The following is a 23,469-nucleotide window of genomic DNA, read 5'->3' as shown; positions in this document are numbered from 1 at the left end:
TCAATCAGGCTCCCAGCGCGAGGCGGAGGACGCAGAAGACGCCGAAGGCGGCGCCGGCGAAAGCGACGAGGTTGAGCGCGACGAGGGCCGCGACCTTGTTGCCGTGATCGTGGACATAGTCCTCCATCATGACCTGCATGCCGAGGCGTGCGTGCCAGAAGGTGGAGATGATCAGCAGCGCCATCGCGGTCGCCGGGACCGGCAGCTTGATCCACTCGGTGACGGTGGCGAAGCTGAGGTCGGGCATCAGCAGGATCGAGACCGTGAGCCAGATCAGCAGCAGCAGGTTGCCGACGGCGGTGAAGCGCTGGATCAGCCAGTGGTGAGCGCCACCCTTGGCCGAGCCGAGGCCGCGCACGCGGCCGATGGAAGTTCCGTTACCCATGTTGCCTGTCCCTCCTCAGCGCAGCAGCAGGATCGCCCAGAAGGCGATGGTGAGCACGACACCCATGACCGAGGTCAGGATCGACCAGGTGCGGTTCGAGCGCAGCTCGAAGCCGGCGCCGATGTCGAGCACGAAGTGACGCAGGCCGCTCATCATGTGATTGAAGAAGCTCCACGAGACACCGACCAGCACGAGGTAGCCGATCGGCGACGTCATGGCCCATGCGAACGTGTCGTACGCGGCCGCGCCGCTTGCCAGCGCGCCAAGCCACCAAAGCAGCAGCGCGAGGCCGACGACGAGACCCTGCCCGCTGACGCGGTGCATGATCGATACGAACATGTGCGGGCCCCAACGCCAGATCTGGAGGTGTGGCGAAAGCGGTCGGTTCTTGCTCCCGGCGGTGGCCATGTCCTTGCGAATCCCCTTGCCTGCGGCAGCCCTGTGCGCTGCCCTATTCGAAGTCCCCCTTAGTCATTTCGCTGCAGCGCGCAAGTTCCACAGGCAAGTTAGGAGCATACTGGCCCCCTCGCGCGCGTGCGTTTATGTGCATGGCGATGAACCATCCGGCACGCCTCCCGCGCCTTGCGGCTTTGCTCGCGCTGGCTTTCGCCGGCTCCCTTGCTGACGCAAAGACGCCTGCCTCGCACAGCGGCGATGCCCATGCGCGCCATGACGGCCCGTCCCTCGCCGCAGCCTGTGCCGGGCGCGATGGCTGGACCGATCCCGCCCCGCCAGCGAGCCTTTCCGCCAGTTCCTGGTATGTCGGCACCTGCGGGATCAGCGCGGTTCTGGTTACCGGCGAAGCTGGCCACGTGCTCGTCGATGCCGGCATGCCCGAGGCCGCGCCGCTGGTGCTCGCCAACATCCGCAAGCTCGGCATCGACCCTGGCGAGGTGCGCTGGATCGTCGCCAGCCACGAACATTACGACCACGTCGGCGGTCTTGCCGCATTGCAGCGCGCCACGGGCGCACGCGTCGCCGCCCTGCCCGCCATGGCCCGCCTGCTCGAGAGCGGTACGAGCTCGGCCGACGACCCGCAGGCGAAGGGCCTGCCAGACTTCGTGCCGGTGCGCGTCGACAAGGTACTGGACGATGGCGAGAGTCTCGTACTCGGCAATCTCGTGCTCACGCCCCATGCAACGCCGGCCCATTCACCCGGCTCGACGAGCTGGACCTGGCAATCGTGCGACGCTGCAGCCAACTGCGAGATGATCGCCTATGCCGACAGCGCCTCGACCATCTCGAGCGAGGGCTACAACTTCACCGACCATCCCGACCGCATCGCGCAGGTCAGCCGCGGGCTGGACGCGATGGCGGCCCTGCCCTGCGACCTGCTGGTGACCCCGCACCCTTCCGCCTCAAAGCTGATGCCAAGGCTCGCCGGCGAGAAACCGCTGGTCGACCCGCAGGCCTGCACGCGCTATGCGCAAGCCGCGCAGGCGGCCTTCGCAGCGCGCCTGTCCCGTGAAAGCGGAACACCCCCCCAAGTAGAAGCGCCAAGGCGCAATCGACAAAGCGACACTATGAGCTGGAAAATCACTGCCTTCGCACCGCGTTCCGTCGTGGAAGGCGCCCTTCTTGCACACGAGGATGCCTTCGACTGGGATCCCGACATCGTCATCTCGGGCAGCGAGATCGCCGAGGACAGGCCCGACGACTGGCAGCTCGAGGCTTGGCTGCCGCATAAGCCGAAGAAGGCCGACCGCGAGGCGCTCGCCGCGCTCTTCGCCGATGGCGCTCCCGCATTCAGCGAGGAGAAACTGCCCGATACCGACTGGCTGGTGACCAGCCAGCAGGACCTCGAGCCGATCCGCGCCGGGCGTTTCCACGTCCACACTCCCGATCACCCGGAGATCAAGGAAGCCGGGGTCTTCGACTTCACGATCCCTGCCAGCCAGGCCTTCGGCACCGGCCAGCACGCGACCACCGCGGGCTGCCTCGCAATGCTCACCCACATGAAGCAGCAGGGCATCGTCGTGCGCAACTGCGCCGACATCGGCACGGGCACCGGCCTGCTCGCCTTCGCCGCGCTGTCGCTGTGGCCCTATGCGCTGGCCACCGCGAGCGACATCGACGCGGTCTGCGCCTCGGTGGTGGAAGACAATGCCGCGCGCAACGGCATCGCGCTGGGCGCGGACAAGGGCGAACTGGTCATGACCATCGCCGACGGCATGGCCCACCCCCTGCTTGCCGCGCGCGGGCCTTACGACCTGATCATGGCCAACATCCTCGCCGGGCCACTGGTCTCGATGGCGCCCGATTTCGCGGCAGCGCTGCAGCCCGGTGGCCACCTCGTGCTCGCTGGCCTGCTCGAGACGCAGGAGGCCGCGGTGCGCCAGTCGTGCCGGCGCGCCGGTATGCGCATCGCCGCACGCGTGGTGAACGGCGACTGGTCTATCCTGTGGCTGCGCAAGCGCCGGGGTCACGGCTGAGCCCGGCCTTCCTCGACCAGCGTGGATCGCGCGGCGATCCGGATCGAAACGATTGGTCCGGGTCGCCCGAGCCGCCCCCGGGAAGTCCTTCCGCACCTGCAGAAACGGCACCGGCTCACGCGCCGGACAACAAAAAAGCCGCAATGCGCGGCCCGGTCCATCCGTTAACTTTTAGGGTCGAGGCAGGGATTCTGCGCCTGCCGCCAACCTTGCCGATCGAGGTCTCAGGACAAGGTGCTGAGCTCGATCGCCGGCACCGTCCGACTGCGCGAAGACAGCGCGGTCTGTGCATCACGGGCAAGTACATTGTCGAAGGTGAAACCGATTCGGTCGTTCACCACCCACTGGACTCGCCCTTTTACCGTCCCGTGGCCGTCGATTGCGAAGGCAACGCTTTGTCCTCGTACCAGAGCGCCACGCTCCAGTACGAACTGACAACCGTCAGCAGCAATATGCTTCGCAATACCTGACGCACGGGGCAACTTGTCGCGTTTCATACGACTTTACTCCCACCATTACTCTCTCTGCTCTCGTAAAACGGGATAATTAAGATAGGTTAATGGTCCGTAAACGAAATTGAACCGAATGCGAAAGTGAGCACACGGGCCTGTGCGTAAAGCTAGGAATCTTTCCTTAACGTAAATTAACCAAGGTTGATGATGAGTCGTTAACCCATTGCTGTAAGATTTAAAGCGTCAGGGGGGGTTGGTACTGACATGAGAGAGAGAACCAACCATGATACAGGAGCACCAGGAACGTCCTGAGACCGTTGTCGGACCCCTAGGGGAACGCCTCGATTGGGATCATCTTCCTCCTCCAACCACCTCGCGCTGGGTTGTAAGGCGCAAGGCGGAAGTCGTGGCCGCAGTCAACGGTGGGTTGATGACCACGATGGAAGCTTGCGAACGCTACAACCTCACGCTCGAGGAACTCGCATCATGGCAGCGTGCCGTGGAGCGGGAAGGTATGGGTGGTCTGCGCGCAACCCGCGTCCAGCACCATCGCCATATCCGCGAACGGCGCAGGCCCAACGCCTGACCGTTAGCCAGACCGGTCGCATATCGGTGGCTAAAGAATAATACTTCCCCCGAGCCGGGCTGACGCTTTCGAGCGTCAGCCCGCTGCTCGTACGATCTCGGCCCAGGCCGCCTCGTCGATCACCTCGATCCCCAGTTCCGCCGCCTTCTTCAGCTTGGATCCCGCACCGGGACCGGCGACGATGAGGTCGGTCTTGCTCGACACCGAACCCGCTGCCTTTGCGCCCAGTCGCTCGGCCTGCGCCTTGGCCTCGTCGCGGCTCATCGTCTCCAGCTTGCCGGTAAACACCACGGTCTTGCCCGCAACCGCGCTCTCGACGCTCTCGACGAGATAAGGCGGCGGCGAGACCTCAGAGAGCAGGTCGTCCCAGACCTCGCGGTTGTGCTCCTCGTGGAAGAAGTCGCCGAGCGCCTTCACCACCACCGGGCCGACGCCATCGATCGAGATGAGTTCGCCATAGGCCTCGCTCGCGGCGGCAGCAGCCTCTTCGCCCTCCTTCTCATGCGCCTTCTGCGCAATATCGCGCAGCGCAGGCAGCGTCTCGAAGCGCTTCATCAGGTCGCGCGCGGTGACCGCGCCGACGTGGCGGATGCCGAGCCCGAAGAGCAGGCGCGCGGCGTCGGGCTCCCGGTGGTTCTCCACAGCCGCCAACAGGTTGTCCACAGACTTGTCCTTCCACCCCTCGAGCGCGAGGATGTCGTCGCGCCGACGCGCGAGGCGGAAGATGTCGGCCGGGCTCTCGAGCCAGCCCTTGGCGAAGAACTCGTCGATGGTCTTCTCACCGAGCCCGTCGATGTCGAGCGCGGCGCGGCTGACGAAGTGCTTGAGGCGCTCGGTGCGCTGGGCCGGACAGATCAGCCCGCCGGTGCAGCGCACGTCGACCTCGCCCTCCTCGGCCACCGCCTCCGAGCCGCATTCGGGGCAATGGTCAGGGAAGACGAAAGCCGGCCGTTCGTCCTCGCGGCTGCGGTTCTCTACGACCTGCGGGATCACGTCGCCCGCGCGCTGGATCACCACCTTGTCGCCCGGCCTCACGCCGAGCCGCGCGATCTCGTCGCGGTTGTGAAGCGTGACGTTGGTGACGGTGACCCCGCCGACCAAGACCGGCTGCAGGCGCCCCACCGGGGTCAGCTTGCCGGTGCGCCCGACCTGGATCTCGATCTTTTCGAGCGTGGTCTCGGCCTGCTCTGCGGGGAACTTGTGCGCGAGCGCCCAGCGCGGCGCCTTGGCGACGAAGCCGAGCCGCTGCTGCAGGTCGAGCCGGTCGACCTTGTAGACCACCCCGTCGATCTCGAAGTCGAGGTCCCCGCGCCCGTCGCGGATGGCACGATAGGCTTCGAGCAGCTCCTCGAGGCTCTCGCAGCGCCGGAACTGGGGCGAGACCGGCAGCCCCCAGCCCTCGATCCGGCGGATGACCTCGTGCTGGGTCTCGCCCGGCACCGCGCTCGCAGCACCCCAGCCATGCGCCCAGAAGCGCAAGGGACGCTTCGCGGTGACGCTGGCGTCCTTCTGGCGCAGCGATCCGGCGGCGGCGTTGCGCGGATTGGCGAACTGGCGCACCTTCTCCGCATCGAACTCCACGCCCTTCGCCTCGGCCTCGGCGCGTGCCTCGTTCATCAGCGCGGTATTGAGCGCGTGGAAAGCGGCCTTTTCCATGTAGACCTCACCGCGCACCTCGAAGACCTCAGGCACGTCCTCGCCCTTCAGTTCGGGCACGATGTCGGCGATGTGCGCGACATTGGGGGTCACGTCCTCGCCCACCTGCCCGTCACCGCGCGTTGCCGCGCGCACCAGCTTGCCGTTCTCGTAGCGCAGCGAGCATGACAGGCCGTCGATCTTGTCCTCGGCGGTCACCGCCAGCGGCTCGTCCGCGCCCATCGAGAGGAAACGGCGCACGCGCGCGAGGAATTCGGCCACTTCCTCGTCGGAAAAGGCATTGTCGAGGCTCATCATGCGTACCTCGTGCGTCACCTTGCCGAGCGGCGAGGCGGCGACTTCGTGCCCGACCGCGCTGGACGGACTGTCGGGGCGCTTGAGGTGGGGATAGGCCTCTTCCAGCTCGGTGTTGCGGCGCACGAGCGCGTCGTATTCCGCATCCGAGATCTCGGGCGCATCCTCGGCATGGTACTTGCGGTTGGCGCGCTTGATGGCACGCGCAAGGCGCATGAGTTCGTTGGCGGCATCGGCCTCGGCGAGCATGTCGGTCTCGGGACGCTTGGGTTCGGTCATGGCAACCGGATAGGCTAGGCGCGGCGATCAGGGAATAGAGCGCAAGGCCCAAATCCACCGCGCGCGTGCCGGACGTGGCTGCCTACGTGCCAAGTCGCGCATCCGCATGATAGGCTGCGGCGACAAACAGAGGGGAGACAGAGATGACCGACCGCCAGCTCAAGGCCTTGCTGTGCCTGATACTGGGCGCCATGGCGCTGCTCTACGTAGTTCATAACTTGGCCAATTTCGGCGAGGCCCGGGCATTCTTCACCTACGTCACCAGCCATGCCGATCAGGTTGCCTACCCGGTAACGCTGCTACCCGTACCCGCTGCGCCACTGGTGCTGATGGCAATGGCGCTGGTTTTCGCGCTGGAGATCGCAGCGGGCGTGCTGCTGGTCATCGCCAGTCTCGAAATCGCAAGCGGCGCGCGCGATGCACGCGCAATGCGGCTCGCGCGCACCGGGATCGGCTGTGCGCTGCTCAACTGGTGGGGCCTGTTTCAGGTGGTCGCCGGGGCAGGCTACCAGATGTGGCAGATCGAAACGGGGCGCGACCCGTTCTACAGTTCGATGCTGTTCGGCGCGATGTACATGCTGGTGCTGATCGTGCTGAACCAGCGCTCAGGCGCCACCGAGGACACCGCCAGCTAGCTGCCTTGAGCAACCTTCCGGCCCGGGCGCCCCGTCACGGTACGCTCTGGCCCAACTTGTAGCGCGACATGCAGACCCAAGCCTTCGCCGGGTCCGTGAGCCCGACCGCCGCGTAGGAGAAGTTCCCGGTCGAGGTCTCGGCGCGGCTCCAGTACTCGGCCTCTTCGCCGGCTGCGATACCGAGATAGCCGCAGTCCTGCTTGCCGGTCTTGAGCTCGTGACAGACCTTGGCATGGATCGGATGGGCGCAGGTATTGGCGTAATAGACATAGAGCCGTCCGCCCTGCTCTTTCTGCCTCGCGACCTCGATGCACGAGCCATTCGTCGGGCTCGCCGCATCCCAGCAACCATCTTCGTCGACACTGCTGGAATAGTCGGCTCCGGCCATCGATCCCGACACCAGCAAGGCAGCAGCCACTCCCGGCGCAGCGCATCTGACCAGTTTCACGCGACAATCCCCCTATGGCGAATGAACCGAACCGGGCCGCGCATTGCGCAAGGCCGCCGCCCTTGCGCCAGACACCCCATCACGCGCCTTCGAGCAGGCGGCTGGCCTGTGCGCGCGCTTCCTCGGTGACTTCGGCGCCCGAGAGCATGCGCGCGATTTCCTCCTGGCGCTCGGCATCGCTGAGCGGCGCGACCGAGGTCTTGGTGACCGTTCCACGCGAGGATTTCGAGATCATGTAGTGCCGGTTGCCGCGCGCGGCGACCTGCGGGCTATGCGTGACCGCGAGCAGCTGCCCGCCCGCAGCGAGTCGGGCGAGACGTTCGCCGATGGCATCGGCCACCGCGCCGCCCACGCCCCGGTCGATCTCGTCGAAGATCACCGTCGCGGCCCCGCCCTCTTCTGCGAGCGCGACCTTGAGCGCGAGAATGAAACGCGAGAGCTCGCCGCCCGAGGCGATCTTGGCGAGCGGCGCGAAGTCGGTGCCCGGATTGGTCGAGATCAGGAACTCGACCGCGTCCATCCCGCTCGCGCCCCAGCGACTTTCGGGAAGGCGCATGACGCTGGTCTGGAAGCGCGCGGCATCGAGCTTGAGCGGCTTGAGCTCGGCGGCGACCGCCTTGTCGAGCCGCTTGGCCGCCGCACGGCGCAGATCGTGCAGCGCGTCGGCCTTCTCGCGGTATGCGAGCGCGGCCTTCTGCGCCGCCTTCTCGAGCGCGGCGATGTGCTCGCTCCCGCCCTCGATGGCATCGAGCGCCTCGCGCATCTCGACCATCTTCGCGGGAAGGTCGTCGACCTGGCACGAGTGCTTGCGGGCCAGCCCGCGCAAGTCGAACAGCCGCGTCTCGATGCGGTCGAGCTCGGCCGGGTCGAACGAGAGCGCCTCGGCGGCCTCCTCGAGCTTTTCCTCGGTCTCGCCCGCCTCGATCACCGCGCGGTCGAGCGCGGCGAGCGCCTCGGCGAGCAAGGGGTGTTCGCCGGCAATGCGGTCGAGCTGGCGCGCAGCGGAACGAAGCCCCGCCAGCGCCGAATCGGAACCCTGCCACAAGTGCTGCAAAGCCGAGAGATCGTCGGAGAGCCGCTCGCCCTTCTGCATGTCGGCCCGCGCGAGCGCGAGCTCCTCCTCCTCGCCGACCACGGGCTGGAGCTTGTCCATTTCGGCAAGATGGGCGACGAGCAGGTCCTCGTCCTGCGCGGCGCGTTCGACCTGCTCGCGCGCGGTGTCGAGTGCGCCCTGTGCCGTGCGCCAGGTCTTCCACGCGGCATCGACCCCGGCGAGGTCGCTGCCCGCAAAACGGTCGAGCAGCACGCGGTGCCCCTTGGCGTTGACGAGACCGCGATCGTCGTGCTGGCCATGGATCTCGACCAGCGCGGGCGCGATCTCGCGCAACAGCGCGACGCTGACCGGCTGGTCGTTGAGCCAGGCGCGCGAGCCGCCGTCGGCCTTGAGCTGGCGACGCAGGATCAGCGGTTCGCCAGGCTCGATGACCACCCCGCCCTCTTCCAGCGCGGCATCGAGCATCGCGGGCAGTTCGCCGAAGTCGAAGCTGGCCGTCACGATCGCGCGGTCTTCACCGGCGCGCACCAGCCCTGAATCGGCGCGATTGCCGATCACCAGCCCGAGCGCGTCGAGCAGGATCGACTTGCCCGCTCCGGTCTCGCCGGTGAGCACGCCCAGGCCACGGGCGAAATCGAGGTCGAGCGCCTCGATCAGGACGATGTTGCGGATGGAAAGGCGGCTCAGCATGTTCGCGAATCGTTCTAGCGAATTGCCTCGGGGTCGTCACCCGGCTTTGCGCGAGGCCCTAAGGCTTTTTCCTTTCCCGGCGCGACGCCTGACAAACCTGCCTACGGGCGCCGGGATCGGGTCGTCAACGCGTGGGCATCAGGGCGGCGAGATCGCTCAGCGCGACGAGCCAGGCAAGCAGGAACAGGGCAATCATCGCAAGGAGCTCGGGACGAGCAAGAAGATCACGCAAGGGCGCAAATCCGCCCTCACGGGGCGGTTCAGGATCACGAATCATGGCAGGGATGCGACTCCGGGCCCGCCAGCCGACTGCCGGACGGGTAGAAGCAACTTAGTTCCCGCGAAACACGGTGTAAATCGGACTTGAAGTGCTCAGAGCAATCGACGCAGACGATAAGCCCCGAACGCGTGGCGCTCAGGCCGCGACGTTTTCGGGCGCGTACTTGTCCATCAGCCTGTAGGCACGCTCGTACCACTTGCTCTCTGGATAGTTGGCCTGCAGCACCGCAGCCGCCTTCTGCGCCTCTTCGGGGACGCCGAGCGAGAGATAGCTCTCGACGAGGCGGAACAGCGCCTCAGGGGTGTGGCTGGTGGTCTGGAAGTTGTCGACCACGTTGCGGAAGCGCAGGGTCGCAGCGAGCCACTTACCGCGCCGCTCGTAGTTGCGCCCGATGGTCATTTCCTTGCCAGCGAGGTGATCGTTGACGAGGTCGATCTTGAGCTTGGCATCGGCGGCATAGGGCGTCGCGGGGTAGCGGCGCACGATGTCGGTGAGCGCGGCCTTGGCCTGTTCGGTGGTGCGCTGGTCGCGCGTCACATCGCTGATCTGCTCGTAGTAGCACAGCGCGATCAGGTAGTAGGCGTAAGGCGCGTCCTTGTTGCCTGGGTGGATCGAGAGGAAGCGCTGCGCCGACTGGATCGACTTGTTGTAGTCGCGCGCGGCATACCACGAGAACGCGCTCATCAGCTGCGCACGGCGGGCCCAGGGCGAATAGGGGTGCTGGCGCTCGACCTCGTCGAACAGCGCTGCGGCCTGCTTGGTGCGTCCCTGTGCGAGACGCGCCTTGGCGGCGGCGTAGAGCGTGTCGACGTCGCGCGCGACGTAGGCCGTATCCTTGGACTTGTTCCCGCCCGAGGCACACCCGGCGGTGAAAACGAGGGCACCGGCAGCAGCGGCGAGGATGACGGGCTTCAGGCGCGAACGTTCGAACATGGCCGCGTCTATAGACAGCGCTTTGCTGAACGCCAAGTGAAGTTGCGCAGGCTTTTCCCCATGTCCGGTAAGCCGGTCTCGGGCAAAGGCGCCAAAGAACAGGCCGATAGCCCCCTGCAAGCTCCCGCGCGAGGGTGACAAATGCGCCTGCCCTGCCATAGTGACCGGCAATGGCAGGAAGTAACGATCTCTATTCGCCCGTAATGTCCGACGCCCTGGTAATCCTGGGCGCCGCCGGAATCGTGATCCCGGTATTCAACCGGTTCCGCATCACGCCGGTCATCGGGTTCATCCTCGTGGGGCTCCTCGTCGGGCCCTTCGGGCTCGGGCGCCATGTGTTCGAGTATCCGCTGCTCACCCATATATCGATAACCGACCCCAGCGGGCTCGACGTCTTCGCCGAATTCGGCATCATCCTGCTGCTTTTCTCGATCGGGCTCGAACTCTCGTTCAGCCGCCTGTGGGACATGCGCCGCATGGTCTTCGGTCTCGGCTCGCTCGAACTGATCCTGATCGGCTCGAGCCTGACCTTCATCTTCGCCTCGATCGGCCAGGCCTTCTCCGGCGCGCTCGCGCTCGGCCTCGCACTCGCTCTCTCGTCTACCGCGCTGGTGCTCAAGATTTCCAACGCCGCGACGCCGGTCGGCAAGGCCTCGCTGGCCATGCTGCTGTTCGAGGACATCGCCCTCGTCCCGATCATCTTCCTGCTCGGCGCGCTGGCCCCACATGCCGGTGCGGACGGCATGGGCAACCTTATCCACACCCTCGGCTGGGGCACTGTGGTGGTCGTCGGGCTGCTCGTCTTCGGGCGTTACCTGCTGCCCCCGCTTTTCGCGCAGGCCGCGCGCACCAAGAGCCCCGAACTGTTCCTCGCCGCCTCGATGCTGGTGGTGATCCTCGCCTCGCTGCTGACCGCCGCGGTCGGCCTCTCGCCCATCGTCGGCGCGCTCGTCGCGGGGCTGCTCATCGCCGAGACCGAATACCATTCCGAGGTCGAGCAGATCATGGAGCCGTTCAAGGGGCTGGCTCTCGGTGTCTTCCTGATCACCATCGGCATGAGCATCGACCTGCTGGTGGTCTGGGAAAACCTCTATTCGATCCTCGTCGCGACCGTCGGCGTGATCCTGATCAAGGCGGTCGTCACCGGCGTGCTGCTGCGCCTCATGGGCGCACGGCGCGGCACTGCGACCGAGACCGGCATTCTCATGTCGAGCCCTTCGGAGACCACGCTGATCGTGCTTACGGCTGCCAGCTCAGCGCAGCTCATCCAGCCGGGCACCGCGCAGTTCTGGCAGATCGTGACCGCTATCGGCCTCACCGTGACCCCGTTGCTGGCGATGGCCGGCAAGGTCGCCGCGCGCCGCGTCGATACCGTCGAAGCGCCGCATCACCCCAGCGAGGAAGGCGGCAAGCCGCGCACGATCATCGTCGGCTTCGGTCGCGTCGGGCGCCTCGTCGCGGACATGCTTACCCGCCACGACCGGCCCTATGTCGCGGTCGATACCGACACCGATTTCGTCGATGAGGGTCGCCGCCGCGGCTATGCCGTGACTTTCGGCGATGCGGGACGCGGCGATGCGATGGAGCGGCTGGGCGCAGCGGACGCAGCCGCGGTGATCATCACCATGGACGTGCCGGTCACCGCCCAGCGCATCGTGCGCAAGCTGCGCCAGCAATATCCCGATCTGCCGATCATCGCGCGCGCGCGCGACGCCGATCACGCCGCCCTGCTCTACCGCGCCGGGGCGACCCACGCGGTGCCCGAGACGCTCGAAAGTTCGCTCCAGCTGTCAGAGGCCGTGCTTGTCGAGACCGGCGTCGCAATGGGACCGGTCATCGCCTCGATCCACGAAAAGCGCGACCAGTTGCGCGAGCAGATCATGAACCAGGGCGGACTATCGGAGAAGCCGGCGCTGCGCTCGGGCCAGATGCGCGAACCCGAACGGGTCTGACCGTAGCTCCCCTCAGCCCCGGCGCGGCTCGAACACCGACCAGCCGGTCAGGTGGACCAGACGCTCCAGCGCCATCGTGCCCAGGTGCGAGTTGCCCGCGGCGTTGAGCCCGGGCGACCACACCGCCACGCTCGCGATGCCGGGCGCGACGCAGAGGATACCCCCGCCAACGCCCGACTTGCCCGGCAGGCCGATGCGGTAGGCGAAGTCGCCCGAATTGTCGTAGTGCCCGCAGGACATCATCAGCGCATTGATGCGCCGCGCCCGCCGCGCGGTGACTACGCCGTGCCCGTCGACGCGCCCGCCATTCATCAGGTAGCGCCCGGCCATCGCCAGTTGCCTGCACGACATCGCCAGCGCGCAGAAGTGGAAGTAGGTGCCCAGCACCTTGTCGACCTCGCCGTTCAGGTTGCCGAAGGCGCGCATGTAGTTGGCCAGCGCCTTGTTGCGAAAGCCAGTGTCCTGCTCGGCCCGTGCGACACTCTCGTCGATGGCGATGGTGTCGTCACCCGACAATTCGCGCACGAAGCGCAGCATTTGCCCGATTGCCTCGCGCGGCTCGAGATGGCCCAGCAGCACGTCGGTCACCACGATGGCGCCCGCATTGATGAAGGGATTGCGCGGGATGCCGTGCTCGCTCTCGAGCTGGACGATGGAGTTGAACGCCGAGCCCGAAGGCTCGCGCCCGACCCGTGCCCACAGTTCGTCGCCCACCGCACCGATGGCGAGCGTTAGCGCGAAGACCTTGGAGATCGACTGGATCGAGAACGGCTCGTCCGCATCGCCTGCGCAGTGCTGTTGCCCATCGGCGGTGACTATGGCGATGCCGAACCTGTCGGGCGAGACCTGCGCCAGTGGGGGGATGTAATCGGCCACCTTGCCGCGCTGGACCTCGTCGCGCATGTCGGCGGCGATGCCCTTGGCAATCGTGGTGAGGTCGAGAGGGGAAGAAAGAGGATTCAAGGGGTTAATACCCCTTGACCCCATGACTGTCGGCCTCGTGCCCTGCACGAGGCCGCAGTATGTGCATTGCCTTGGACAGTCATGGGAGCTCTAGGAGCTTTGCCCCTCGATGCCATCCCTTCACGTGTCCTCTCAGCCGGCAAGCGCGGCCTTCACGGCAGCGATTGCGTCGGCAGCCTTGTCGCCTTCGGGACCGCCGCCCTGCGCCATGTCGGGACGGCCACCGCCACCCTTGCCGCCCATCGCGGCGACACCGGCACGGACCAGCTCGACCGCCGAGGCCTTGTCCTTGAGGTCGTCGGTCACGGCAACCGCAATGGCGCCCTTGCCCTCGTTGACCGCGACGATCGCGGCAATGCCCGAGCCCATGCGCTGCTTGGCCTGGTCGAGCAGCCCGCGCAGTTCCTTGGGGTCGAGACCTTCGAGCACTTGTCCCGAGAAGGTCATGCCGTTGATTTCTTCATCGGCCGGACCCCAGGCCGCGCCGCCGCCACCAAGCGCCAGCGCCTTCCTGGCTTCGGCGAGTTCGCGCTCGAGCTTCTTGCGCTCGTCGAGCAGCGCCACGACGCGCTCGGTCACCTCGTCGGGCGTGGTGCGCAGCGCCGAGGCCGCGGCCTTGAGTGCATCCTCGCGCTGAACGAACCACTGGCGCGCGCCTTCGCCGGTCAGCGCCTCGATGCGGCGAACGCCCGAGGAGACCGCGCTTTCCGAGACGATGCGGAACACGCCGATGTCGCCGGTGGCGTTGACATGGGTGCCGCCGCAAAGCTCGACCGAATAGTTGCGCTTGCCCTTGGCGCGGCCCATCGAGAGCACGCGGACCTCGTCGCCGTACTTCTCGCCGAACAGCGCCATGGCGCCTGCCTCGATGGCGTCGTCGGGCGTCATCAGGCGGGTCATCACCGCTTCGTTGGCGCGGATCTCGGCGTTCACTTCGGCCTCGATCGCGGCGATATCCTCGTCGCTCAGCGCCTTGGGGTGCGAGAAGTCGAAGCGAAGGCGCTCAGGCGAGACCATCGAGCCCTTCTGCGTGACGTGGTCGCCCAGCCGGTCGCGCAGCGCCTGGTGGACGAGGTGCGTCGCGGAGTGATTGGCGCGGATCGCATCGCGGCGCGCAACGTCGACCGAGAGCAGTACCGCGTCGCCCAGCTTGATCGAACCGGCATCGACCGTGCCCGACATCGCATGCAGGCGGCCGAGCGGCTTGGCGGTATCCTCGATGGTGATCGCGAGATCGCTGCCCGGCAGCGCGCCGGTGATCGAGCCGGCATCGCCGACCTGACCGCCCGATTCGCCGTAGAACGGGGTCTGGTTGGTCAGCACGGTGACCTTGTCGCCCGCCTTGGCCTCCGAGACTTCCTTGCCGTCGACGAGCAGCGCGACGACGCGGCCCTCGCCGGTGGTCGAGGCATAGCCGGTGAACTCGCTCGCGCCTTCGCGCTCGGCGATGTCGTACCAGATTTCGGCATCGGCGGCCTGCCCCGAGCCCTTCCACGCGGCGCGCGCGGCGGCCTTCTGCTGGGCCATCGCGGCCTGGAAGCCCGCTTCGTCGACGGTAATGCCGCGCGGGCGCAGCGCATCGACGGTGAGGTCATAGGGGAAACCGTAGGTGTCATAGAGCTTGAACGCGGTCTCGCCCGCAAGCGTCGCGCCCTCGCCCATCTCGCCAGTCGCCTCGTCGAGCAGCTTGAGGCCGTTCGAAAGCGTGCGGCGGAACTGGATTTCCTCGCGCTCGAGCGTTTCCTCGATGAGCGGCTGCGCGCGGCCCAGTTCGGGGAAGGCCTGGCCCATTTCCGCGACGAGCGCGGGCACGAGGCGATGCATCAGCGGGTCCTTGGCGCCGAGCAGGTGCGCGTGGCGCATGGCGCGGCGCATGATGCGGCGAAGGACGTAGCCGCGCCCTTCGTTCGAAGGCAGAACGCCGTCGGCGAGCAGGAAGCTGGTCGAGCGCAGGTGATCGGCGATCACGCGGTGGCTGGCGGTCTGCTCGCCCTCGGCCTTGACCCCGGTCAGGCTTTCCGAAGCCGAGATCAGGTTGCGGAACAGGTCGATGTCGTAGTTGTCGTGCTGGCCCTGCATGACCGCAGCGAGGCGTTCGAGGCCCATGCCGGTGTCGATCGACTTCTTGGGCAGCTCGCCCACGATCTCGCCGCCCGCCTGCTCGAACTGCATGAACACGAGGTTCCAGATCTCGATGAAGCGGTCGCCGTCTTCCTCGGGGCTACCCGGAGGGCCGCCCCAGATGTGGTCGCCATGGTCGAAGAAGATTTCCGAGCACGGGCCGCACGGGCCATCGTCGCCCATCGACCAGAAGTTGTCCTTGGTCGGGATCCGGATGATGCGGTCGTCGGAAAGCCCGGCGATCTTCTTCCACAGGTCGAAGGCCTCGTCGTCGGTGTGGTAGACGGTGACGAGCAGCTTTTCCTTGGCAAGGCCCCACTCCTTGGTGAGCAGGCCCCAGGCGTTGGTGATCGCCTCTTCCTTGAAGTAGTCGCCGAAGGAGAAATTGCCGAGCATCTCGAAGAAGGTGTGGTGGCGCGCGGTGTAGCCAACGTTGTCGAGATCGTTGTGCTTGCCGCCGGCGCGTACGCACTTCTGCGAGGAGGTGGCGCGCGAGTAGTCGCGCTTTTCCTGCCCCGTGAACACGTTCTTGAACGGCACCATGCCCGCGTTCACGAACATCAGCGTCGGGTCGTTGTAGGGGACCAGCGGCGCGGACTGGACAGGCGTGTGCCCCTTCGACGCGAAGTAGTCGAGGAAGGACCGGCGGATATCGTTCGTCGTCTGCATGACAGCGCCGATAAGACACCCGCGCGAGGGCCGCAAGCCGCTTGGTGCGGTCAGACTGTTCGTTTCAGGCGATAAGGCGTGGATTTCGGGTGCCTGCGCCGCTCATCATCGCCGCGGGGAACGCGTCAGCCCTCGCCGTCGCGCACGAAGTAGCTCGCCAGCTCGACGTGGGTCGACCAGCGGAACTGGCCGACGGGCCGCAGCTCCACCAGCCGGAAACCCGCCTCGACGAGCCGCGCGCCGTCGCGCGACCAGCTCGACGGGTTGCACGAGATGTAGACCACGCGGTCGACGCTGGAATCCGCGATGCACTCCACCTGCTCGCGCGCTCCGGCGCGCGGCGGGTCGAGCACGAGCGCCTCGAACTTCGACAGCTCGTCGGCTTGGAGCGGGTTGCGGAACAGGTCGCGGTGCGCGCTGAAGACCGGGCGCTGTGCGCGGTCGGCGCCCGACTTGCAGGCGAGGTGCACGTCGCGCGCGGCCTCGGCGGCGAAGACCTTGCACGCGGAGCTCGCCAGCGCGAGCGCGAAAGTGCCCAGCCCCGAGAACAGATCGGCGATCGTCGCGGCATCGCCGATCCACTCGCGCGCCGCGGCGACCAGCGCATCCTCGCCGTCCTTGGTCGCCTGAAGGAAGCTGCCGGGCGGGAACGGGACCGGCGTGTCGCCGAGCGTGACGGTGACCGGTGCGGGCTCCCACACGGTCTCGTAGCCATAGCCCCCGTCCATGGTGAGGCGGGCAAGGCCATGCTCCTTGGCGAAATCGAGCATCGCCTCGGTCGCGGCGAGACCCTCGGCGGTGAGGCCCTTGACGCCGAGGTCGACGCCCTGGTCGACCAGCGTCATCTCGATGTCGCAGGCCATGCGCGGCATGGTGCTCTTGGCGTTCTTCGCAGGCTTGCCGCGCGGGCCCTTCTTGGCGGGCGCCGCCTTGCCCATGGTGATGAGCAACTTGCGCAAGGGGTCGAGCAGCGCGGTGATCTCGGGAACGAGGACCGGGCATTCCTCCAGCTCGACGAGCCGATGCGACTTCGCCTCGCGAAAGCCGATGACGATCCGCCCGCCCGAGCTTTCGGCGCGCAAGGACGCGCGGCGGCGCGCACCCGGCGGCGAAAGGTAGGGCGCGGCGATTTCTTCGGCGCCCAGTTCCTGCGCGCTCGAGGCATTGGCGACGCGCGCCTCGACAAACTCGGTCAGCGTCTCCTCGTCGAGCTGCTGGAGCTGGCAGCCCCCGCAACGCCCGAAGTGACGGCACGCGGGCTCGACATGGTGCGGCCCCCATTCGAGCGTGCCGTCGGCAAGCAGCACGTCGCCGGGCGCCGCGCCCCAGGCAAAGCGCCCGGAAGCGGTGACACCGTCGCCCTTGGAGGCGATTCGCAGGATTTCTTCAGATTGTTCGCTCACAGGCACGCCGCTAGCGCAGCGGGTATCCTCTCGGCAAGCTGAAGCGCACTGAAGGCAGGCGGGGCAAGCCTTGCCGCCTCGCCGTGGAGCCATGCCCCCTCGCCTGCCGCGGCGAAGGCCTCGGCTCCACAGGCGAGCCTGCTGGCGATGGCACCGGCAAGAACGTCGCCCGTTCCCGCGGTCGAGAGCCAGGACGAGGCACGTGGTACCAGCGCCAGGCGACCATCGGGCGCGGCAATGACGGTGTCCGCACCCTTGGCGACGACGATCATGCCGCTCTTGCGTGCCAGCGCCAGTGCGCGCTGCGGGCGGCTGCCCGAACCGTCGCAATCGAAAGCGCGTTCGAGCGCGACGAGTTCGCCCTCGTGCGGGGTCGCAACGGTGGGCGCACTGCGCTCGGCGAGGTGACGCCCGGTGAGCAGGACCAGCGCATCGGCATCGACGAGCACCGGCACCGGATCGGCAAGCGCCACGGCCAGCCGCTCGCGCGCCACGCCGTCGCGGCCAAGCCCGGGGCCGACGAGGATCGCCGAATTGCGATGATCGGTGAGCACTTCGGAGACCGGCCCGGTCTCGACCACCAGATCGGCGGGCGCCCCGCGCTTGGTGTCGGCGAAGAGCTTGACGTAACCCGCCCCTGCCCCTTGTGCCGCCATGCTGGCAAGGATCGCCGCGCCCGGCATGGCCCCGCCGACGACCGCGAGCAGGCCGCGGGTATACTTGTGCGCGTCGGGTCCCGGCGCGGCAAGGTCGGGACGCCGCAGCCGCCCGGCCGCCCCCGCGACCGGGGCGACACCGATGTCGACCAGCCTCTGCGTGCCACAAAGCGGGGCCGAAGGCATCAGGAAGTGCGCGTATTTCCATGCGCCGAGCGCGACCGTCAGGTCATATTGCGGCAGGCCCTCGTTGAGCGCCATGCCGGTGTCCGAACCGACGCCGCTCGGCAGGTCGATCGCGACGCGGTGACGGTGGCGACCTGCCAGCTTCACCAGCAGTGCGAAGGCATCGGCGTCGAGCGGGCGGGTCAGACCGCTGCCGAAGAGGCAGTCGACGAAGACCTCGCCCGAGCAATCGGCTTCCTCGGGCCCCAGCACCGGCCCTTCGAAGAGCTTGCGGGCATTGCGTGCGGCATCGGTCGCGGGCGGCATGGCGGCGACCACCACGGCCTCGCCGCCGCGCTCGCGGATGGCCTGGGCGATGACGTAGCCGTCGCCGCCATTGTTGCCGGGCCCGCACAGCACGGTGACCGGGCGCTGGCCGCTCATGCGCCAGACGTAGGCGGCAGCGCCGCGCCCCGCGATCTGCATCAGCGCATCGACCGAGGTTCCCGCCTCGATCAGCGCGCCTTCGGCCTCGCGCATCTGCTGCACGGTGAGGACCTGATGCGCGGCATCGGGGGCACTCTCGGGGGAAGTCTGCGCTGCTGGGCTGGTCGTCACGGCTGGGTCTCGCGTCCTTTGCTGGGCTGGTTCAACCGGCAACGCATGTGAGACAGGGGACGTTTCCGCCTCACTGCGCGGCGGCGGCCCCCTTCTTGCGCATGGTCACCGGGAAAACGTAGCGGTCGGGCCCGACGGTGACCGAGAGCTTGCCCTCGTCGAGGCGCGTCTCGGCCTCGTCCGCCCCGTCGGCGACCGCGAGGCCGGTGCCGTCGCGGCGCACGTCGAAGCGGCGGAACCCTCCGTCGGGATGATGCACCACCAGACTGAGCTGGCCGTCTTGCTCGACGCGCTCGACCGCACAGGCATCGGCCAGTTCGGCCGAACCGCCCACGGCGCAGGCAATGTAGTCGCCGCTGCCCTGCGGGGTCGGCGCGCCCGTCCCTTGCGAGGAACACCCCGCAAGGCCGAGCGCGACGAGAGCGACGAGCGCTGCGCTGGCGGCGAGCCCTTCGCTCAACGCTTGAGCTGCGTCACGTCGCGCACCGCGCCCTTCGAGGCGCTGGTGGTCATCGCGGCATAGGCCTGAAGCGCGGCCGAGACCTTGCGCTTGCGCGGATGGACCGGGGTCCATGCCTCGCTCCCGCGCGCTTCCTGCGTTGCACGGCGTGCGGCCAGTTCCTCGTCCGAAACCATCAGGTTGATGGTGCGGCCGGGGATGTCGATCTCGATGGTGTCGCCGTTCTCGACGAGCCCGATCTCGCCGCCTTCGGCCGCCTCGGGCGAGGCATGGCCGATCGAGAGACCCGAGGTACCGCCCGAGAAGCGCCCGTCAGTGAGCAGCGCGCAGGCCTTACCCAGCCCCTTCGACTTGAGGTAGCTGGTAGGATAGAGCATTTCCTGCATGCCCGGCCCGCCGCGCGGACCTTCGTAGCGGATCACGACGACGTCGTTCGCCTCGACCTGACCGCCCAGAATGCCCGCGACCGCCGCGTCCTGGCTCTCATAGACGCGCGCCTTGCCGGTGAACTTGAGAATGCTGTCATCGACGCCCGCCGTCTTCACGATGCAGCCGTCGCGCGCGATGTTGCCGAAAAGGACCGCAAGGCCGCCGTCCTGGCTGAAGGCATGTTCCTTGGAACGGATCACGCCGTTCTCGCGGTCGAGGTCGAGGTCCTTCCAGCGGTTGGCCTGGCTGAAGGCGACCTGCGTGGGCACGCCGCCGGGCGCGGCCTTGTAGAAGTCCTGAACGCTGGCCTCGTTGGTGCGGCTGATGTCCCAGCGGTTGAGCGCATCGCCCAGCGTCCTTGCATGAACGGTCGGGCAATCGGAGTGAAGCAGGCCGGCACGGTCGAGCTGGCCGAGGATCGCCATGATGCCGCCCGCGCGGTGGACGTCCTCCATGTGCACGTCGGACTTGGCCGGCGCGACCTTGGAGAGGCAGGGCACATGGCGCGAGAGGCGGTCGATGTCGGCCATGGTGAAGTCGACGCCCGCTTCCACGGCGGCGGCCAGCAGGTGCAGCACGGTGTTGGTCGATCCGCCCATCGCGATGTCGAGGCTCATCGCGTTCTCGAACGCCTCGAAGCTGGCGATGGTGCGCGGCAGGGCGGTCTCGTCCTCCTGCTCGTAGTAGCGCTGGCACAGGTCGACGACGAGGCGGCCCGCTTCCTTGAACAGGCGCTCGCGGTCGGCGTGGGTGGCGAGCGTCGAGCCGTTGCCCGGCAGCGAGAGGCCCAGCGCTTCGGTCAGACAGTTCATCGAGTTGGCGGTGAACATGCCCGAGCACGAGCCGCAGGTCGGGCAGGCCGAACGCTCGATCGCGGCGACTTCCTCGTCGGAATAGGACTCGTCGGCGGCGGCGACCATCGCATCGACGAGGTCGAGCGCGGTTTCCTTGCCCTTGAGCACGACCTTGCCCGCTTCCATCGGACCGCCCGAGACGAAGACGACGGGGATGTTGATGCGCATCGCGGCCATCAGCATGCCCGGCGTGATCTTGTCGCAGTTGGAGATGCAGACCATGGCATCGGCGCAGTGCGCGTTGACCATGTATTCGACGCTGTCAGCGATGAGGTCGCGGCTGGGCAGCGAATAGAGCATGCCGTCGTGGCCCATGGCGATGCCGTCATCGACCGCGATGGTGTTGAATTCCTTGGCGACACCGCCCGCAGCCTCGATCTCGCGCGCGACCAGCTGCCCGAGGTCCTTCAGGTGCACGTGACCCGGCACGAACTGCGTGAACGAGTTGACGACCGCGATGATCGGCTTGCCGAAGTCCCCGTCCTTCATGCCGGTCGCGCGCCACAGGCCACGCGCGCCTGCCATGTTGCGGCCGTGAGTGGACGTGCGGGAACGATAGGCAGGCATTGCAGTGTACTCCGGGACTTGTCTTGTGCGGGAGGCGGATGGCGCATCCCTTCGCGCCGCCCCTACTCCACTCGCGCCCGCAACCGAAGAGAAAATTTCCCGCCGTCGCCCCATGAAACAGGATTCTTGCGCAAAAAGGTCAGTTCTGCCGCGAAACAGGGGTTTGCCCCCCTTCGCCTTCGCGCAAATGCCTGATAGTCTTCTGCGTATGGCAAGCCTCGAACGCCTTACCCTCGAAGACGAGGAGCAGGAGTGGCTCGATCTGGCCCGAGTCTGGATCAAGGGCCACTTCGCGAGCAATCCCGATGCCTCCTACGAGAGCATCGACGGCAAACTCGCCGTGGTGCGCGCCAACCTCGCGCAGGACTGGGTCGGCCCCGAGGATACCTGGAAGCTGCAGTCGCTCGGCATCGCGCTCGGCGATGCGCTGGCACAGGACCTCTCGCTCGACTGGGTCACCGTCGACGACGAATACGGCCGCCAGCCCGCGCTGCACTGGCCGGGCACCGGCATCCTGTGCTTCCCGCTGACGATGATCTCGTGCCGCGTCGAGGAAGGCGAGGCAATCGACATCGACACGATGTACGAAATGACCCGCCAGCGCCTCAACCGCATCGCCTTCGCGGGCGACGTGGATTAGGCGGCGACTTGGCCTGCAGCGGCTTCGACAGGCTCAGCCTGAGCGGGGATGAAGACCTGCCATCAAGAGAGGCGTTGCGCTGGTTTTATCCGGCAACCTGTTGATGAGGCGGCCGACACCGCGATCTTAAAGAGCTGTCTGACCCCTGCCCCGCTCGGGCTGAGCTTGTCGAAGCCCGCGAGCGACACCCGCCTCACTCTCCCAGCGCGATCGCGACCTGGTTGCACACGCGGGTCAGGCGCTCCGCCCATTCGGCCTGCCCGGCCTCGTCGGCGATGAGGTCCTGGCGGATCTCGAGGTAGAGGTAGGGCCGACCGTCGCTCTCGACATGGCGTTCGATGGCGGCGTTATAGACCTTGCCCGAATAGGGTTCCTGGTCGCCGACGACGAGCCCGTCCGCTTCGAACAGCGGGGTGGCGAGCTTCGCGCCGCGCGCATCGGCGTCGTAGAGGACGCCGCAGTGCCACGGGCGCGTCTCATCGGGGCGGGTCGCCATGCGCGGAGTGAAGCTGTGCAGGATCAGCACCAGCAGCGGCGGGTTCGCGGTGAGGAGCTCCTCGAGCTTGTCGTGGAACGGGGCGTGGAAGCGCGCCAGCCGCGCGGCGCGGTCGATGCCGCAATTGCCCGGGATCGCGTAGCCGTCGCTGACCTCGGGGATCGCGGCCGGGTCATCGGCGGTGCGGTTGGTGTCGCACACCAGCCGGCTGACGTTACCGAGGAAGGCGGCGGTGCCGGCACGCTGCGCCATGCGCTCGGCAATCGCTGCGACGCCGATGTCGATGGCGATGTGCTCGTCCATCAGCTCGGGCGCGATGCCAAGGTCGATATCTTCGGGCACGCGGTTCGAGGCATGGTCGGCAACGACGAGGATGCCCCCGAAGCGCGGCGTGCCACAGATGCGGTAGCTTTCGGTTTCGGTCACGGTCTGCATGTCGCCCATCCTAGCGCAACCGCCCCGCCATTTGCCACCAGCCGGGGTGGTCTTTTTCCAGCTTTTCCGAAGCTTCGTCCCGCGCGGCAAGATCGTCGTAGAGCGCAAAGCAGGTCGCGCCCGAGCCCGACATGCGCACGAGGAAGGCTCCCGAACCGCCTTTTCCTCCACCTTCGCGCAGCGCTGCCAGCACCTCGCCGATCTGCGGACAGATCGAGAGCGCGGGCGGCTCGAGGTCGTTGCGCCCCGCCAGCGCGATCTCGCGCAGGGACCCGCCCGGCATCGCCCCGCGGTCCACGCCGTCCCAGGCCTTGAACACCGGCCCGGTCGTGAGCGGCACGCGCGGGTTGACGAGGAGCACGGGACAGCCCGCGAGATCGTTATGCGCGACTTCCGCAAGATCGGTGCCGGTGCCGGTGCCGATGCACGGACGCGAGAGCACGCAGGCGGGAACGTCCGCACCCAGCTTCGCGGCCCTGGCGCGCCAGTCCTCGGGCAGGCCGTGCGCGTGCTCGACCATGCGGAACACCGCGCCTGCATCCGCCGAGCCGCCGCCGAGCCCCGCCGCCACCGGCAGACGCTTGTCCAGCGTGACCGCCCAGCCCTTCTTCCCGTGTGGCAAGGCGGCGAGCGCGGATGCGACGATGTTGTCGAAGGGATTGGCGAGCCCGCCGACGAATTCGCCGCGCACCTCGAGCATGTCCTCGGCGGCAGGCGCGACCGCCAGCCGGTCGCCGTCATCGACGAAGGCGAAGAGCGTCTCCAGTTCGTGATAACCGTCCTCGCGGCGAGCGCGGACGTGGAGCGCGAGGTTGATCTTGGCATAGGCGGTTTCGTGCATGTGCCTCCCCTGAAACGACAAAGGCCCCGGGGCAAGCCCCGAGGCCTCGCAATGCGCGAAAGTCACTGGCGGAAAG

General features: G+C 67.4%; 20 protein-coding genes and 1 pseudogene. 6 read left to right on the top strand and 15 right to left on the bottom strand.

Annotated elements, in window-relative coordinates; genetic code table 11:
• Nucleotides 1-4: 4 nt before the first annotated feature.
• Nucleotides 5-385 carry a succinate dehydrogenase, hydrophobic membrane anchor protein gene (gene sdhD / locus I5E68_RS07745; RefSeq protein ID WP_197162651.1) on the bottom strand — a complete coding sequence of 127 codons (381 nt, stop codon included), beginning with the start codon at nucleotides 383-385 and terminating at the stop codon, nucleotides 5-7.
• Between the two features lie 15 nt (nucleotides 386-400).
• The gene (gene sdhC / locus I5E68_RS07740; RefSeq protein WP_197162649.1) at nucleotides 401-793 is read right to left on the bottom strand and encodes a succinate dehydrogenase, cytochrome b556 subunit; all 393 of its coding nucleotides are present in this window, start codon (nucleotides 791-793) and stop codon (nucleotides 401-403) included.
• A 134-nt stretch (nucleotides 794-927) separates the two neighbouring features.
• On the opposite strand from sdhC, the pseudogene bla reads away from it, so the two are divergent.
• Both bla and I5E68_RS07730 read left to right on the top strand, forming a co-directional pair.
• A pseudogene (gene bla, locus I5E68_RS07735) lies at nucleotides 928-1,842 on the top strand (subclass B3 metallo-beta-lactamase); the annotation flags it as partial.
• Nucleotides 1,843-1,908: 66 nt separating this feature from the next.
• Nucleotides 1,909-2,817 carry a 50S ribosomal protein L11 methyltransferase gene (locus I5E68_RS07730; RefSeq protein WP_197164665.1) on the top strand — a complete coding sequence of 303 codons (909 nt, stop codon included), beginning with the start codon at nucleotides 1,909-1,911 and terminating at the stop codon, nucleotides 2,815-2,817.
• Nucleotides 2,818-3,041: 224 nt separating this feature from the next.
• Here I5E68_RS07730 and I5E68_RS07725 read toward each other — a convergent pair whose 3' ends face one another.
• Nucleotides 3,042-3,314 carry a PilZ domain-containing protein gene (locus tag I5E68_RS07725; RefSeq protein WP_197162647.1) on the bottom strand — a complete coding sequence of 91 codons (273 nt, stop codon included), beginning with the start codon at nucleotides 3,312-3,314 and terminating at the stop codon, nucleotides 3,042-3,044.
• Nucleotides 3,315-3,552: 238 nt separating this feature from the next.
• On the opposite strand from I5E68_RS07725, the gene sciP reads away from it, so the two are divergent.
• Entirely contained in the window at nucleotides 3,553-3,855 is a 303-nt protein-coding gene (gene sciP, locus I5E68_RS07720) for a CtrA inhibitor SciP (protein ID WP_197162645.1), read from the top strand.
• 75 nt (nucleotides 3,856-3,930) lie between these two features.
• Here the strand turns inward: sciP and ligA are convergent, their stop codons facing one another.
• A complete protein-coding gene (gene ligA, locus I5E68_RS07715; RefSeq protein WP_197162643.1) occupies nucleotides 3,931-6,084 on the bottom strand; it encodes an NAD-dependent DNA ligase LigA in 2,154 nt (717 codons plus the stop codon).
• A 143-nt stretch (nucleotides 6,085-6,227) separates the two neighbouring features.
• Between ligA and I5E68_RS07710 the strand changes: the two genes are divergently transcribed.
• Nucleotides 6,228-6,719 (top strand): DUF2165 family protein, encoded by a 492-nt coding sequence (locus tag I5E68_RS07710; protein WP_197162641.1) that lies wholly within the window; start codon nucleotides 6,228-6,230, stop codon nucleotides 6,717-6,719.
• A gap of 34 nt (nucleotides 6,720-6,753) precedes the next feature.
• Here the strand turns inward: I5E68_RS07710 and I5E68_RS07705 are convergent, their stop codons facing one another.
• From I5E68_RS07705 to I5E68_RS07695, 3 genes are all read right to left on the bottom strand, one after another.
• Complete coding sequence (locus I5E68_RS07705; RefSeq protein WP_197162639.1) at nucleotides 6,754-7,167, bottom strand: hypothetical protein; 414 nt, start codon at nucleotides 7,165-7,167, stop codon at nucleotides 6,754-6,756.
• A gap of 79 nt (nucleotides 7,168-7,246) precedes the next feature.
• Nucleotides 7,247-8,911, bottom strand: a complete 1,665-nt coding sequence (gene recN, locus I5E68_RS07700) for a DNA repair protein RecN (protein WP_197162637.1) — start codon at nucleotides 8,909-8,911, stop codon at nucleotides 7,247-7,249.
• A gap of 415 nt (nucleotides 8,912-9,326) precedes the next feature.
• Nucleotides 9,327-10,124 (bottom strand): outer membrane protein assembly factor BamD, encoded by a 798-nt coding sequence (locus I5E68_RS07695; RefSeq protein WP_197162635.1) that lies wholly within the window; start codon nucleotides 10,122-10,124, stop codon nucleotides 9,327-9,329.
• 170 nt (nucleotides 10,125-10,294) lie between these two features.
• Between I5E68_RS07695 and I5E68_RS07690 the strand changes: the two genes are divergently transcribed.
• Nucleotides 10,295-12,076 carry a cation:proton antiporter domain-containing protein gene (locus I5E68_RS07690; protein ID WP_197162633.1) on the top strand — a complete coding sequence of 594 codons (1,782 nt, stop codon included), beginning with the start codon at nucleotides 10,295-10,297 and terminating at the stop codon, nucleotides 12,074-12,076.
• Between the two features lie 12 nt (nucleotides 12,077-12,088).
• Here I5E68_RS07690 and I5E68_RS07685 read toward each other — a convergent pair whose 3' ends face one another.
• The 6 genes from I5E68_RS07685 to ilvD all read right to left on the bottom strand — a co-directional run bounded on the left by I5E68_RS07685 (nucleotide 12,089) and on the right by ilvD (nucleotide 20,981).
• The gene (locus I5E68_RS07685) at nucleotides 12,089-13,003 is read right to left on the bottom strand and encodes a glutaminase (RefSeq protein WP_323982170.1); all 915 of its coding nucleotides are present in this window, start codon (nucleotides 13,001-13,003) and stop codon (nucleotides 12,089-12,091) included.
• Nucleotides 13,004-13,171: 168 nt separating this feature from the next.
• A complete protein-coding gene (alaS, locus tag I5E68_RS07680; protein WP_197162629.1) occupies nucleotides 13,172-15,829 on the bottom strand; it encodes an alanine--tRNA ligase in 2,658 nt (885 codons plus the stop codon).
• A 125-nt stretch (nucleotides 15,830-15,954) separates the two neighbouring features.
• Entirely contained in the window at nucleotides 15,955-17,232 is a 1,278-nt protein-coding gene (locus I5E68_RS07675) for a class I SAM-dependent RNA methyltransferase (protein WP_323982118.1), read from the bottom strand.
• Entirely contained in the window at nucleotides 17,229-18,671 is a 1,443-nt protein-coding gene (locus tag I5E68_RS07670) for an NAD(P)H-hydrate epimerase (RefSeq protein ID WP_323982117.1), read from the bottom strand. The genes I5E68_RS07675 and I5E68_RS07670 overlap by 4 nt, the downstream gene beginning before the upstream one ends.
• A 70-nt stretch (nucleotides 18,672-18,741) precedes the next feature.
• A complete protein-coding gene (locus I5E68_RS07665; protein WP_197162625.1) occupies nucleotides 18,742-19,131 on the bottom strand; it encodes a hypothetical protein in 390 nt (129 codons plus the stop codon).
• The gene (ilvD, locus tag I5E68_RS07660; protein WP_197162623.1) at nucleotides 19,128-20,981 is read right to left on the bottom strand and encodes a dihydroxy-acid dehydratase; all 1,854 of its coding nucleotides are present in this window, start codon (nucleotides 20,979-20,981) and stop codon (nucleotides 19,128-19,130) included. Before ilvD ends, I5E68_RS07665 begins: the two co-directional genes overlap by 4 nt.
• Nucleotides 20,982-21,189: 208 nt before the next feature.
• Between ilvD and I5E68_RS07655 the strand changes: the two genes are divergently transcribed.
• Nucleotides 21,190-21,621 (top strand): DUF3806 domain-containing protein, encoded by a 432-nt coding sequence (locus I5E68_RS07655; RefSeq protein ID WP_197162621.1) that lies wholly within the window; start codon nucleotides 21,190-21,192, stop codon nucleotides 21,619-21,621.
• A gap of 193 nt (nucleotides 21,622-21,814) precedes the next feature.
• Here the strand turns inward: I5E68_RS07655 and I5E68_RS07650 are convergent, their stop codons facing one another.
• Both I5E68_RS07650 and I5E68_RS07645 read right to left on the bottom strand, forming a co-directional pair.
• Complete coding sequence (locus tag I5E68_RS07650) at nucleotides 21,815-22,552, bottom strand: N-formylglutamate amidohydrolase (RefSeq protein ID WP_197162619.1); 738 nt, start codon at nucleotides 22,550-22,552, stop codon at nucleotides 21,815-21,817.
• Between the two features lie 10 nt (nucleotides 22,553-22,562).
• Complete coding sequence (locus I5E68_RS07645; protein ID WP_197162617.1) at nucleotides 22,563-23,393, bottom strand: 4-(cytidine 5'-diphospho)-2-C-methyl-D-erythritol kinase; 831 nt, start codon at nucleotides 23,391-23,393, stop codon at nucleotides 22,563-22,565.
• Nucleotides 23,394-23,469 lie beyond the last annotated feature (76 nt).

This window comes from Novosphingobium aureum (genome assembly GCF_015865035.1).
GTDB lineage: Bacteria > Pseudomonadota > Alphaproteobacteria > Sphingomonadales > Sphingomonadaceae > Novosphingobium > Novosphingobium aureum.
The sequence above is the reverse complement of the archived record's forward strand: the minus strand, read 5'-3'. Positions and strand labels throughout refer to the sequence as shown.